The organism is Streptomyces sp. NBC_00690 (assembly GCF_036226685.1).
Taxonomy (GTDB): Bacteria; Actinomycetota; Actinomycetes; order Streptomycetales; family Streptomycetaceae; genus Streptomyces.
Genome location: NZ_CP109009.1, coordinates 7097687 through 7110495, shown reverse-complemented (window position 1 = coordinate 7110495; position 12809 = coordinate 7097687). Strand labels below are relative to the sequence as shown.

General features: G+C 70.0%; 11 protein-coding genes. 4 read left to right on the top strand and 7 right to left on the bottom strand.

Annotation, left to right across the window (positions count from 1 at the left end; all coding sequences use genetic code 11):
• Positions 1-281: 281 nt before the first annotated feature.
• The 4 genes from fdhD (at position 282) to OID54_RS30950 (ending at position 4036) form a co-directional block, all read left to right on the top strand.
• Complete coding sequence (fdhD, locus tag OID54_RS30965; RefSeq protein WP_329024923.1) at positions 282-1121, top strand: formate dehydrogenase accessory sulfurtransferase FdhD; 840 nt, start codon at positions 282-284, stop codon at positions 1119-1121.
• 28 nt (positions 1122-1149) lie between these two features.
• Positions 1150-1971, top strand: a complete 822-nt coding sequence (locus OID54_RS30960; protein ID WP_329024920.1) for an ankyrin repeat domain-containing protein — start codon at positions 1150-1152, stop codon at positions 1969-1971.
• 184 nt (positions 1972-2155) lie between these two features.
• Positions 2156-3667: a hypothetical protein gene (locus tag OID54_RS30955; protein ID WP_329024918.1), complete on the top strand. Its 1512-nt coding sequence runs from the start codon at positions 2156-2158 to the stop codon at positions 3665-3667.
• A 24-nt stretch (positions 3668-3691) separates the two neighbouring features.
• Entirely contained in the window at positions 3692-4036 is a 345-nt protein-coding gene (locus tag OID54_RS30950) for a hypothetical protein (RefSeq protein ID WP_329024917.1), read from the top strand.
• Between the two features lie 141 nt (positions 4037-4177).
• Here OID54_RS30950 and OID54_RS30945 read toward each other — a convergent pair whose 3' ends face one another.
• The 7 genes from OID54_RS30945 to OID54_RS30915 form a co-directional block, all read right to left on the bottom strand.
• On the bottom strand, positions 4178-5515 hold the full coding sequence (locus tag OID54_RS30945; RefSeq protein ID WP_329024915.1) for a protein kinase domain-containing protein: 1338 nt from the start codon (positions 5513-5515) through the stop codon (positions 4178-4180).
• Positions 5515-6372: a PP2C family serine/threonine-protein phosphatase gene (locus OID54_RS30940; protein ID WP_329024914.1), complete on the bottom strand. Its 858-nt coding sequence runs from the start codon at positions 6370-6372 to the stop codon at positions 5515-5517. Before OID54_RS30940 ends, OID54_RS30945 begins: the two co-directional genes overlap by 1 nt.
• Before the next feature lie 2 nt (positions 6373-6374).
• Positions 6375-7043, bottom strand: a complete 669-nt coding sequence (locus OID54_RS30935; RefSeq protein ID WP_329027878.1) for a vWA domain-containing protein — start codon at positions 7041-7043, stop codon at positions 6375-6377.
• A 64-nt stretch (positions 7044-7107) separates the two neighbouring features.
• Positions 7108-7242 (bottom strand): hypothetical protein, encoded by a 135-nt coding sequence (locus OID54_RS30930; RefSeq protein ID WP_329024911.1) that lies wholly within the window; start codon positions 7240-7242, stop codon positions 7108-7110.
• A 279-nt stretch (positions 7243-7521) separates the two neighbouring features.
• A complete protein-coding gene (locus tag OID54_RS30925) occupies positions 7522-9123 on the bottom strand; it encodes a TRAFAC clade GTPase domain-containing protein (RefSeq protein WP_329024910.1) in 1602 nt (533 codons plus the stop codon).
• Positions 9120-11582 (bottom strand): GTPase-associated protein 1-related protein, encoded by a 2463-nt coding sequence (locus tag OID54_RS30920; RefSeq protein WP_329024909.1) that lies wholly within the window; start codon positions 11580-11582, stop codon positions 9120-9122. Before OID54_RS30920 ends, OID54_RS30925 begins: the two co-directional genes overlap by 4 nt.
• Positions 11579-12808, bottom strand: a complete 1230-nt coding sequence (locus OID54_RS30915; protein ID WP_329024908.1) for a TRAFAC clade GTPase domain-containing protein — start codon at positions 12806-12808, stop codon at positions 11579-11581. The genes OID54_RS30920 and OID54_RS30915 overlap by 4 nt, the downstream gene beginning before the upstream one ends.
• Position 12809: the final 1 nt, after the last annotated feature.

Here is a 12809-nt window from a genome sequence, read left to right as displayed (position 1 = left end):
CGGCAGCCCCCCGAGTGTGGCAAACCAATTGACTTTCATGGGGCGGACGTGATCTGCGTCTCTTGTGATCATGGTCGCCATGGCCGGTGCGAGAGGCCGCAGCAGCGCTGGACGAGACCCCTGTCCATCAGCGTCGGGGCGGCCGACGTCACGGCCCCGCGGTGCGGGAGAATGGGACGTACCGGGGCGCCGGGCCCACCTCGCAGAAGCCGGGCCACCATGACGTCGAAGGGCGTGGCACCTCCGGACACCCAGAGATCGATGGATGGAAAGGGAGCCGCATGGGACGGGCCACCGAGCGCCGCCGCACCCTCCGTATCCGGGATGGCGTGGTGTCCACCCGCCCCGACACCCTGGTCGCCGAGGAGCCGCTGGAGATACGGCTCAACGGCAAACCGCTGGCGATCACCATGCGCACCCCGGGGGATGACTTCGCTCTCGCGACGGGATTCCTCGTCAGCGAGGGAGTGATCGGCACTGCGGAGGAATTGCGTTCCATCACCTACTGCGCGGGAGCGACCGCGGACGGTGTGAATACGTACAACGTCGTAGATGTACGGCTCGCACCCGGCGTCACCGTTCCGGACATCAGTCTGGAACGGCATGTGTACACCACCTCGTCCTGCGGCCTGTGCGGAAAGGCGAGCCTCGATGCCGTCAGGACGTCCACCCGATTCCCCATCGCCGACACTCCCCCGGTCCGTGTCACGCCCGCGCTACTCGCCGCGCTCCCCGACCGTTTGCGCGCGGCGCAGCGGGTCTTCGACCGGACCGGGGGGCTGCACGCCGCCGGGCTGTTCTCCGAATCGGGCGAACTGCTCGACCTGCGTGAGGACGTGGGTCGTCACAACGCCGTCGACAAACTGATCGGCCGGGCCGTGCAGCAGGGCGGCTTGCCACTGTCACGAGCCGTCCTCCTGGTGTCGGGGCGCGCTTCGTTCGAGTTGGCGCAGAAGGCCGTGATGGCCGGAATCCCCGTGCTCGCCGCGGTGTCCGCGCCCTCGTCGCTGGCGGTTGATCTGGCGTCCGAGTCGGGGTTGACTCTCGTCGGGTTCCTGCGCGGCAGCTCGATGAACGTCTACGCGGGGGAAGGCCGCATCGCCTTCGCGAGCGAAGACTGATCGAGTGGCTCTGGAGGAGTCGATGGATATGTTCGCTGCCGCGCGTCGGGGCGATGCGACGGCGTTGCGATCCGCCCTGGACACCGGTGCTGATGTGACCGCGCTCGACGGGGCTGGTTGGAGCGCGCTGCACTGGGCCGCCATGGCCACGGGCGAGGACCCCTTCGCGGCCACCGAGACCCTTGCGGTCCTCCTGGCCCATGGGGCTCCCGTCGAGCAACCGAGCCGGGACGGACGCACGGCCCTGTACTTGGCCGCCGAGTTCTCCTCGGCACCCGAGCCGGTCGCGCTGCTCCTCGCACATGGAGCGGATCCCGACGTCCGGGACGGCCATGGCAACCACATCACGGTCAATGCCGCCGCCGAGGAAGTCATCGGGCTCATCGAGGTCGCGATGGGTGGAGGGCCGGCGAGAACACCGGTGCCAGGGTCGGCAGAGGCATCGACGACGGACCCGCAACCGACGGGGAGTTGGTCCAAATCCGATTGGCGCGGGGCGAAGAAGCGCATCGCACGGGTGTTCGCCGAGTTGAACACCGACGGATTCATCGCCCTTGCCGGTACGGGCACCACCCAGTCCGATGCTTTCTCCGACTGTCGCGACGAGTTCCACGCCCGAGGTGCTGACCTCGACGCCCTGGTGGGGTTCTGCTTCACCACCCGACAGGACACCCGGCGTGCCCGGGCCACGGGACAGTTGCACCTCGCCTTCTGGGGAGCGCCCGAGGGGACTGCGGCAGAGATGGAACGCGCGGGAACGCGGGTGGTAGCGGCCTTTCGCCGGGCGGGGTTCGCCGTGCTGTGGGACGGCTCGGGTGCCAGCCGTCCCTGCATCGATCTGACCCGCTGATCGAGCCGTCCGACTGCGCCGGCCACCCCGCGGAGCGTCCGTGTGGTCGCTCGGCGCCGGGATCTGGCGCGGGGGCCGGGGAACAGGCATCCTCCCTGCGGGGCGCACGCCCCGCCACGCGTGATCAGCGGACAGCGAGCGGGCCGGTGTCTAGGCTGAGAGCGGCATCACCGGAGGGGGACCCATGACGCCACGCGCCCTGCCATCTCTGCCGCAGTACCGCGAGGACGCCGTCACACGGCAACTGTGCGCACACACCCATCTCGACGAACGCTTCGCCCAGGAGGTGCTGGACGAGTTCACCGCGGACCGGTTGAAGGCCATCGGCTTACCCCTGGGCATCAATCTCGTCGCCCTGGTGCGTCACGCGAGCGCCGCGCAGCTGCGCAGGAGACGGCGGGACGCCCAACTGTTGTTCGTGCTCGTCGCCCTGATCGGGACGTCGATCGGTGCGCTGGTCTCGTTGACGAACGGCGCCCAGCAGACCGCCGCCGTACTGGCAGCGAGTGCCGGCCTGGCCCTGCTGGCCGCGGCGGTTCTGGTCCACCGCGCACTCCACCTGGCCTGGCGCGCCGCCCGGGACGCCTACCGCGGCAAGGACCGGCCGCAGGACCTCGCTCCCGGCGTGGAACAGGAGGTCGAGGATCGCCTCCGTGCCCTGCGCAGGGCGAACGTCGTCCCGTACGACGCACAGGCCGAGGCCGACAACCCCTTTGTCGGCAGTGGGGTGCGGATCAAGGAGGACGTGTGGCCGAGCATCGACGTGGGTCGGCCCGATGACGCCCCGGGTGGTGGAAAGCTCACCATCCTGCCCTTCGACACCGTGGACCTGCACGCCTACATGGCCCGTGAGATGGGTGGCATTGCGGGCCTGAGCGGGCTACGGGCGCGCAATCGGCTGTACGTGCGGGGTCTGCACGTACGGGCGTTGGGTGCTGATCTGCTGCCGGACCCGCTTGGTCGTCCGCTGCCGAGGATCGACGAGCGGTTGGTCCAGTCCGGTGTGCTCCAGGAGGGCGGCGGGATGCGGACCTATCTCAGCCTCGAAGTGGTCGGCCCCGGTGGCAAGTTCGTGGTGTCGATGCACCTACGGGCCCGTCGTACGCTGGACCGGTTGTCCTGGCAGGTGGCGGCCTATGTGCTCCCGCCCGTACAGCTGCGGTTCGACCACGTCGCCTACATCCCCCTCGGTGGCTTCGAGGAGTGGTGGGAGTTGGTCAAGGCGACGTCCAAGAGCCTGCGTTGGATGTTGTTCAGCTCGGGGGGCCGGATCCAACGCCGCGCGTCGGCGCAGTCGCAGCGGAACAAGCGGTTGCGCAAGATCCGTCGGGAGATCTCCAAACACCACGTCGTGTACGACTACGGAGCGACGGACAGTCTGCGGGAGCGTGCCGCCCGGCCGGTGGACGAGATGGACTTCGACGAGCGGATGGACGCCCTGGACGTGTTGCAACGTCTCCAGCAGGGTGTCTTGGTGGCCACGGAGAAGTTCCTGAAGAATCACAACATCGACACCAGTGACTTCGCCCGGGCCCAGAAGGTGATCAACAACCAGACGTACAACATCGGCAGTGTGCAGGGCGGGCAGAACCAGTTCGGCAACTACGGCACCAACAGCGCCCAACAGGGCGGCGGTCCCGGGCAACCGGCGGGCCAGGCTCCGGCGTCCCCTGCGGGTGGCGCCACGACGACATAGCTACGCATCACTTCGGGGAGAGCGATGAACACGTACAACATCGGCAGTGTCAGTGGTGGACAGAACCAGTTCGGTGACCACGGGGTGAACGTGGACGGCCAGGGACGGGTGCAGATCAACCATGGTGCCTCGGCGGCGGAGGCCGTACGGCTCGCCGCTGAGTTGGTGGAGCAGTTGCGGGCGGAGCAGCCCGGACTCGTCGGCGACGCGGAGTTGTTGCAGGGCGAGATCGTCAGCGCACAGCAGGAGGGCCGTGCGGTCGACCAGGGGCGGGTGCGCCGCTGGTTGGACGCGATCCAGGCCGGTGCCGGGGCGGGCGGAGCAGCGCTGGCCCTGGCCCAGGCACTGGGTGGTGTGATCGGGCTCTAGACCTGGCCTCAGGGGCGTGGTGCCGGCCGGCACCACGCCCGTCGGAGCGTTGCGCGGGGGCAGCCACAGCTTTCCTGCCCGCCATGGGCATGCGCCCGGGTGCCGGACTCCGGGTCTCGGGAGACCGGCACCGCGGTGATGTCAGTCCGCGCTGACCACGGCCCGGGCCGAGCTCCCGAGCTGGATCTCCAGCCCGGCCCTGAGGGGCACGCTCTGCCCTGGTGCCACCTGTTGGGTGGTGCCGTCCGACCTACGGGTGATCCAGGTCTCGCGCGATCGGTTGGTGAGTCCGTACTTACCGGGCTTCTGGGGATGTTCCGCCAACTCCGCCACCACGGAATCCGCGTCGTAGCGATGACGTGTCGGCTCGGCGTGCAGATGGTGGTCGTACACCCGGGCAGCCCGGCGCAGTCGTAGGTTCCGTTCGACCTTGGGACGGTGGGTGGTGACGACGAGCCGCGGCGGCAGCATCAGGACGCGGTTGCAGGACCAGCAGATGCCGGGGGTCGAGGATCGTGGTTCCGTCATGTTCTGCCGTCCGCAGCCCGCGCAGACCACGATGGTGTCACGCACCTCGCTCAGGGCGTGCCGCCACTGGGTCTCGCGGACCCTGCGCATGCCGTCGTGAAGTCCTTCGGTGAAGTTCTGGGTGAAGAGCTTCTGGAGGACGGGCGGCGCCACCGCCCAGGTCGCGAGGACGGTGCCGTGTTCGACGGGGTCGGGCCGGTTGTCGTCGCTGACCGGGTCGAAGATGAACATGGGGCGTTTTCCGTAGAGCCGCCTCTCCGCTGCCTCGTCGAGACAGCGGATCTCCAACTCGGCCCGACCTTTCAGCGGATGGTGGTTCATCAGCAGCATGAAGAGCAGGACGGACAGGGAGTGGAGGTCGGTCTGGGTGCCGGGGACGGCGCCCTGGTCGCCGCGCACCAGCTCGGGTGCCATGAATTCCATGGTTCCCGAGATGCCGGTGCTGTCGCCCTCGCTCACGGCGTTGTCGTTGTCGCAGACGAGAACATCGCCGTTGTCGGGGTCGAAGAAGATGTTGCCCCAGGAGATGTCCCGGTAGGCGATGCCGCGGGAGTGCAGTGCCTGGTACGCCTCGACCATCTGGAGCCCGGCGGTGATCAGGGCCAGTGGGTTGGTCTTGAGCTGGCGGCGGAAGAGTGCGGGCAGTCCCTTGAACCGGTCGGGTCGAATGTCCATGAGGTAGCCGAACCCACCGTGCCTGCCCCCGGTGACGAAGGTCTGGGGCCAGAGGAACCGGTCGTCCTCGAAGTCACGACCGACCAGGCCCTCGACGATGGTTCGCTGCTCCGGGGTGGCGCACGCCGGGTAGTACCACTTGAGGGCCTTGTCGCCGGCGTGGGTCCTGACCCGGTAGACCTCGCCCTGGCCGCCGGCGCCCAACATATCGGCGACGGACACCTCCTCCCCGGTGTCCGTGGTGAGTTTGGCTCCGCTGTCGAGCATCCCGGACATCAGTCCTCCGTTTCCGTGCGTGCAGGGGTGGACCGCTGCAATGAGGCGACGACCGCGGTGGTGTCGTCGCCCGAGTAACTTCCGGCCCGGGCGAGCCACCCGGGAAGGGCGTCACCGACCGGGTCCAGCCCCTCGTCGTCGATGCGCTGATCGAGCTCCCGTACGAAGCGGACAAAGCCGTCGCGGGCGGCGAAGCTGTTCGAGAGGCCGTCGGTGGAGAGGGTCACCAGCCTCGGTCGACGTGCGGGGTCGCTGATGGGGGCCCAATGCACACGTACGAGGTCCCATGCTTGTCTGCTGCACATCGACTCGGTCTCGTCGCCGAGTTCGAGCTGTTGCGGTGTCAGGGGCGAGGCGACCGTGCCGTCCGGGTGGACCACCGTCAGGTCACCGTCGCCGAGCTGCCAGGCCACGAAGAGCTCCTCAGTGAGGATCGCACCGATGAGCGTGGTGCCGTAGGCGCGCAGCAGGGCGGGGCCGGTCCGCGGTGCTTCGCCCGCGACCGGGGTGTGCCGGTCGTCGACCCAAGCCTGCCAGGTGCGCACCAGCTCCCGGGGCATGCGGTCGTGGGCGTCCGCCCAGAGTCTGCGCAGCCCTGGGCCGCTGCCCTCCCCGGCGCCTTTGGCACGAGCGGCGAACTCGGTGGCACAGAGGGTGAAGACGTCCACGGCGTAGCGAGCGCCGAGGTGGCTCAGCGGGTGGGCGGCGGAGCCGTGGCCGTCGGCGACTGCCATCACCAAAGCTCCGTCGGGGGTGTACTGGGCGTCCCACCAGTCCTGGTTGAGCGCCTTCGCCGGCCCCTGCACACTTCCGTGCCGCAGGGCCCAGGGCCGTGCTGGTTCATCTGGGTTGGGCACGCTCACCACACATCGTCGTCATCGTCGTCGTCCAGTGCGGGGGGAGCGTAGGCAGGGGCGAGTTGCTTGGCTCCGGGGGTGGCACCCGCCACGGGCTGTGACGCGGCCTTGACGGCGGCCGTGGATGCCCAGCGGATGGCGGCGGCGAGTTTTTTCGGGTTGTTGGCGTCGAGGACCTGGAGTTCGGGGTTGGCGAGGAACTCCTGGAGGACGCTGCGGTCGGCGTCGGCGCCGATGCCGATCGCGACCCGTACGGCCTTCTTGCCCCAGGGCGTGGCGTCGATGGCGCGCAGCCCTTCGCGCCACTCGTCGAGGGGTTGTCCGTCCGAGACGAGTGCGAGTACGGGCTTGAGGGCCCGCTGCGGCATGGGCGGGGTTTCGAGTTCCCGGGCGACGGCGTAGAGCGCATCGCCGAGGTTGGTGCCGCCGTCGACCTGGACGTCCTGCCAGGTGAAGCTCTCCACGGGGGTGGGGGTGGCGATGTGCCACTGTGCCGTGGAGGAGAACGTCAGTACGCGCAGCAGTAGTTGGGCTGCCGGATTGTCGTGCGCGACGGACTGCATCTCTGGGATGGCCTCGCGGATGGCGTAGTTGAGCTGCCCGATCTTCTCGCCCATCATCGAGTACGAGACGTCGAGAATCCAGATGAAATGGACCGGACGGTTCTCCATCGGGCCGCCGGGAATGTCACTCACTCCGTGTCCTCCTGTTCGCTGCCGTGGTGCGGGTTCGCCCTCATCGGGGCAGCACCCGGTTCAGCAGCAGTCCTGCGGTCAACAGAACGCCTGTTGTCACCAGGGCGGTGGCCGTGATGAAGAGGCCGAGTACGACCCGTCTGGCGCGTGCCGTGTGTTCGGGCAGGTAACTCATGCTCGACTCCCCCGAGTTCTGCTGTCGGTATGGACCCTAAGGCCGGTGGAGCCCCGGGCGATGTCTGACGAGGATGTTGGTCCGCCCGAAGAGTGGAGTGCACGACGTCGGTGTGTGCCGGCGCACGCCGGGGGCGTACCCCGATGGGCGCGCGGCGCGTGGGGCTACCCGGGCGGGCTGAACTACACCGGCTTGTCGGGCCGTTGGTGCGCGTGGTTCCTACCGGTAGGAGCATGGGTACTGCTGCCGTTGCTGCCGTTGCTGTCGTGGGGATTGCCTTCACCGTTTGGCCGCCTCGCTGGTGAGGAGTGGCTTCACGGGGAGCCCGGTGCGGGAGAGGAGCCAGAGGACGGGTTCGGCGGCTCGTCTGCTCTCCCCGTCGAGCGCGCCCGCTCCGGTGGCGGCGTGTGCGCTGACGGCCCAGTAGCGGGTGGCGCCGAAGTCGTGGCTGAGGCTCTGCACAAGGTCGCCCAGGCCGATCGCGCCGAGCCAGTCGTCGATCCTGGCGCCCGGGATGGGCAGCGAGGTCAATTGGTCGAGGACATCGCGTTTGGTGACGACGGTGGCCACGGGCGTCTTGGCGCGCCGGCCCGACAGCGCGGAGAACTCACCGGCGAGCCGATCGTAGGTGTCCTTGGGGCCCTCGGGTGAAGGGCGGGCGCCGCCGGCTTTCTGGGTGTCGGCTTCGCCGAGTTCGCGGCGTACATCCGGTTCGGCGAGGACGTCCGCGACGAGCACCACTCCGTCGGCGTGTGCGAGGTACTGCTGCTCCCGCACGACGACCGAGTCCTGGAAGGTCTCCCCCATCGGGTCGTACAGATACAGCAGTCGGCGGGTGCGTCCACGGGTGATCTGGAGCATCATCGCCCGCGGCTGCTGGGTCGCGGTGCGGTGCACCCAGCCGTCCTGATTCAACTGGCCCTTGAGACGGCGCAGTTCGCTGCGGTCCTCGTCGGTGGCGTAGGTGACGGTGATCTGACCGCGGTCCGACCAGGAGCGCAGTCCGGCGAACATCGCGGTCATCAACATGGTCTTGCCGGAGGATGTGCCGCCCACGATGGGGATGTGGACGATGCGGGTCGTGCCCAGCAACCGGGGCAGCGCAAGACTGCAGTGGGGGCAAGATGCGGCGATCGTGTGGCGGCCGAGCAACAGGCTGGTCCGCAGCCGCTCCCCGCAGACGCAGACGCGGCGGAAGATCCCGAGGCGGCCGGCGCGCAGCCGGCGGTGGACGGCCGGGCAGCCGGGGCAGTGGTAGACGGGAAGGTCGATGGGTTGGTAGCAGCCGGGGTAGGGGCACTTCATCCGGACCCGCCGGCCCCACTGGCTCATCCGGTCCAGGGTGCGCAGGGTGAGGGCCGCGGCGGCCAGGAATGCCCCCACGAGACCCAACAGCAGGGCGAAGACCAGGGTGATCAGAAGCAGCAGTACAGCCGCGGCCGAGGTTCCGATGAGGGCTCCCACGCCGTAGCCGGGGCCGGTGAGCACCAGGACGGTGGCGGCGACGGCGCCCTCGGACGGTCGGCCAGAGCGGCGACCGACGGGGGTGGAGGGACGTCTGCCGCACAGGAGGTTGCGGGCATTGGTGCCGAGCCAGCGGCTGATCAGCAGTTGCCGAAGGGTCGTACCGGCGGCCCTGACCCAACTGAGCGCGTCAACCCGGAGTTGGTGTGTCCAGTACGAGGAGTGCGCGGGGTCGGTGGTGGCGGTCGGCACGGCACGGGGGTCGTGCGCGCCGCTCTTGAGCGGGCCGATGCGTCGCCCGACGGCGCCGATGGTCCTGATGCTGACGACGGGCAGGGTGTAGAGGGTGATGCAGAGGGCGACGATGCCGCTGTACCCGCCCACGACCAGTGCGGGGTAGAGGATCCAGGGGTTCATCGAAGGCGCTCCTCACCGGGCGGGATGGTGCCGGTTCCGGGCTGGTCGGCGGCCTTGCGACCCAGCAGACGACCGCCGAAGCGGGCCATGCGGCCCGGTCGGCTCCAATCGCGGAACTCGGCCGCCCAACGGCCCCCGGGCCGTTCCAGTTCGCTTGTGATCTGGGCGATGGTCTCGGGGGGCAGCTTTCGCACGATGGGCCGCAGTACGTCGGAGAGCAACGCGGTGCGAGTGCTCTCCCAGGCGGGGTTGAGGCTGCGTCCGCTGGACCAGTGGATGTAGCAGGAGGCGAGGTAGGTGGGTGATACGCGCAGCCGGTCGCGGATGGTGTCACTGGTGGCGACGGCCTGGTAGGCGGCCAGGAGCGCGGGTTGCTCGGAGCGGGCGAGTTGTTCGAGTTCCCCTGGGTGCGGTCGGCTGGAGAGGAGCCGTTCGGCGATGACGGTGCCGACGCGCCGGGCGATGGACTCCTCCACGGGGTCCGCGGTGCGGCAGAAGGTGACGGCCTGCTCGGTGAACCCGGGCGGGGCGGTGTCGTCGACGATGCGACCGGCGAGGGCGAGGAGGGAGAGGGCGCTGCGGGTGCGGGCCTCGATGGGAAGGACGGCGTAGTACAGGAGGTCGGCGGCCAGTTGTGGGGCGTCGATGTCGTCTGCGGGTGCGCTGAGTGCGGCGCGGGTGGCGAGCTCGGCGATCCCGGAGGGTTCCAGCCGGTCGGGTGGGAGTTCATTGACGAGGAGCCGGGCGTGGCCGGTGGTGAGGGTGCGGTTGCCCCAGACCAGCCGGTGGGCGGTGCGCAGGATCGCGGGGTGGCCGCGGTGCTCGGGGCCGGCTTCGGCGACCAGGGTGTGGAAGACCCGGACGGGGTCGTCGCCCTTCTGCCAGTGCATGGCGCCCATCCGAAGATGCGGGGTGGCGGTGAGGTCGGCGTCGGGCAGGGCCGTTCGCACGACGGCGGCGAGTGCGGCGGGGTCACCGGTTTCGGCTGCCCGGTCCAGTGCGGTGAGGACGGCGGCCCGGACACCGGGGTGGCGGCTGAGTGCGGCGGTGACGGCGGCCGGGTCGTCTGCCGGGAGGGCGCCCGGGCCGGTGGTGCCTTCCGGACCCGGGGGGTTCGTACCGTCCGCGGGGCCACTGGCACGGGGCGGTGTGGGGCGCGCGCCGGGGCCGAGTTGGGTGAGGAGGGCGGTCGTGGCCCGCTCGGCGAGCACCGGGAGGGCTTCGGTGGTCGGGACGGCGAGGGCGTCGGCGAGGTCGAGGAGGGCGAGGACCAGATCCAGTGGGTGGCCGGCGAGGTCGGCCAGGGCGGTGCGGAGGTCGTCTCGGAGCACGCCCACGGCGGGATGTCCGGTGATCCGGGCGAACCGTGCGGACAGGGGTCTGAGCGCGAGCCATTCGGCACTCGTCCGGCCGCCGCCCCCTTCCGCGATGGTGACCAGCAACGGGCCCCAGAAGTCTGCGTCCTCGCCCTGTCCGTGGCGATGCGCCCAACGGGCTGCCCCGGCCCGGCTCATGGAGTCCAGCGCCACGCATTCGGCCGCGGCGACCGCTGCGAGCCGGGCGTGGTCGAAGGGGCCGTCGGCGGCGCGTTCGACGGGCAGTGCGGCTGCGGAGGCGAAGAGCTGGGGCAGTCCGGCCCGCCAGATGCGGGCGGCGACCGCGGCCCAGGGATCGTCGACGGCGGCCGGCGGCTGCGGGGACGAGACGTCGTACACCCGGTACCGGTGGTCGTTGCCGATGTGCTGCCCCGAGCCGGGTTCCGGGCGGATGCCGATGATCTGCTGGGTGGCCTGGAGGGGGCGGCGGGTGTACGAGGTGAAGGTGAGCGTGGTCACGAGCTCCCGTGGGAGCACCGCACTGGCCAGGGCGACCCACTGCATGACGTCGTGGGGTTCGGCCTCGGCCAGGATGAGCTGGGGGGCGTCGGGGACGGTGAGCAGGGTGCGTACGTCGGCGAGGAAGGCGGGCAGCCGGTCGGCCCGGGACACGGCGAACGCGGTCAGTCCGGTGCGATCGAGGTGCTGCCCCGGTCGCAGTTCGGGTAGCGGGTCGGGCCGGCCGGTCGCGGGAGTCGCCGACGCCCAGGACGGGGAGTGCCACAGTTCCACCGGAAGCCGGCCCCCGGGAACGGGGGCGCCGCTGGGGAGCCAGACGGCGTGGGCGTGGAAGTTGCCGTAGCGCCCGCTGTAGTCGGCACCGGTGTAGACGCTGTGGCACAGCAGCCGGCTGCCGTCGGAGAGGGTGCTGTGGGTGAACGCGGTCGGGAAGGCGGCGAGTTCGCCGGCGCTGGGCCGGCTGGGGGCGTCGGGCGGCGGTTCGTAGCCGACGAGCTGTTCGATCTCGCGGAGCAGGTTGGCGGGCACGGTGTCGCTCACGGCGGTGAACCGGAAGCCGGAGCCGTCGGGGCCCGGGGCGGCCGATGTGTAGTGCAGTTGGGGCAGGATTCCGGGTCGGTTCATGCGCCGCCTCCCTTGGACTTGCGCACGGTGAGCAGCCCGCGCCGGGCGAGCAGCCACAGCAGGGGGTCTTCGACGCGGACGGGTTGGGGGCCACTGGTGGGTACGTCCGCGGGTGCGGTGGCGGGGGGCGAGGCGCCGAGTGAGGAGAGACCGAAGTAGGAGACGTCGGCGAAGTCACGATCGAGCCTGCGGTGCAGTTCGCCACCGTCCCAGCCGTCGAGGAGGGACCGCACCTCCTCATGGACGGCGACCCGTCCCGTGTCGTCGAAGACCCCGCCGTCGTGGCGTGCGTTGTTCAGCAGGGGCGACTGCGGTTGGAGGATCGGCCGGAGCATGTCCGTCTTGGTGACCGCCACGGCCAGCGGGGTACTCACCTTGCCCCGGGTGCCCCGTCTGCCGTGACCGCGCAGCTGTCCTGCGATGTCGGCGGCTATCTGCTGGGGGGACGTTTCGATCGGCGGGAGCGGAGGTCCATAGCTCGGGGGGAGTTCCTGCCGTACGGAGGGGAGTTGTAGGGGGTCGACGAGCAGGATGATGCCGTCGGCGGCGGCGAGGTAGTCGGTGTACCGGTCCATGGCGGCGGCGTCCCCGAGGTCCTCTCCCGCGGCGTCGAAGAAGACGAGGGCGGTGTGTCTGCTGCCGTCGCCGAACCGTGACGTACTGGGCAGGCTCAGCCGGTAGAGCAGCGGGTCGTTGAAGCCGAGTGCGGCGGGACGGGTCGCCCCCGGCAGGTGCAGCCGGTCGTAGAGTTCGGCGGCCATCTCCTTGTCCCGTCGCTGGGTGTCGCTGCCCATGGCGGCGAGCGCCCCCTTGTATACGCGGCCGACGCGGTGGCGGAGTTCATTGACGAGGACGGCGACGTACGTGGACTTGCCGGTGGCCTTGGCTCCGACCAGGGCGATGATGCGGCTGTCCTGGTCGCAGTAGTCGCTCGGCAGGTCGCTGTGGCAGGACACGCACACCCTGACGGGAGTGAGCACTCCGCAGTCGGGGCAGGCGGCCCTGCTGCGGACCGGGCCGAGTGCGCGCCGACTATCGAAGACGGGGCCTCGCATCCGGGCCTGCGGGCCGATCGCGTTGCCCTTGAACTCCGCCCAGGTGTCATCCCGTTGGGGCGTGCAGGGCTGCCGCCCGCCGCGCAGACCCGTACGGGTCATCAGACAGCGGTAGCGGAGTCGGGAGGCTGCTCCACGGGCGAAGCAGTAGGGACAGATGACCGTTGTCACG

What these genes read in the sequence shown, in the direction of transcription:
- OID54_RS30930 (WP_329024911.1), bottom strand. Translation starts at nt 7,242, where the DNA reads ATGAGTTACCTGCCCGAACACACGGCACGCGCCAGACGGGTCGTACTC.
- fdhD (WP_329024923.1), top strand. Translation starts at nt 282, where the DNA reads ATGGGACGGGCCACCGAGCGCCGCCGCACCCTCCGTATCCGGGATGGC.
- OID54_RS30935 (WP_329027878.1), bottom strand. Translation starts at nt 7,043, where the DNA reads ATGGAGAACCGTCCGGTCCATTTCATCTGGATTCTCGACGTCTCGTAC.
- OID54_RS30945 (WP_329024915.1), bottom strand. Translation starts at nt 5,515, where the DNA reads ATGTCCGGGATGCTCGACAGCGGAGCCAAACTCACCACGGACACCGGG.
- OID54_RS30920 (WP_329024909.1), bottom strand. Translation starts at nt 11,582, where the DNA reads ATGAACCGACCCGGAATCCTGCCCCAACTGCACTACACATCGGCCGCC.
- OID54_RS30955 (WP_329024918.1), top strand. Translation starts at nt 2,156, where the DNA reads ATGACGCCACGCGCCCTGCCATCTCTGCCGCAGTACCGCGAGGACGCC.
- OID54_RS30950 (WP_329024917.1), top strand. Translation starts at nt 3,692, where the DNA reads ATGAACACGTACAACATCGGCAGTGTCAGTGGTGGACAGAACCAGTTC.
- OID54_RS30960 (WP_329024920.1), top strand. Translation starts at nt 1,150, where the DNA reads ATGTTCGCTGCCGCGCGTCGGGGCGATGCGACGGCGTTGCGATCCGCC.
- OID54_RS30925 (WP_329024910.1), bottom strand. Translation starts at nt 9,123, where the DNA reads ATGAACCCCTGGATCCTCTACCCCGCACTGGTCGTGGGCGGGTACAGC.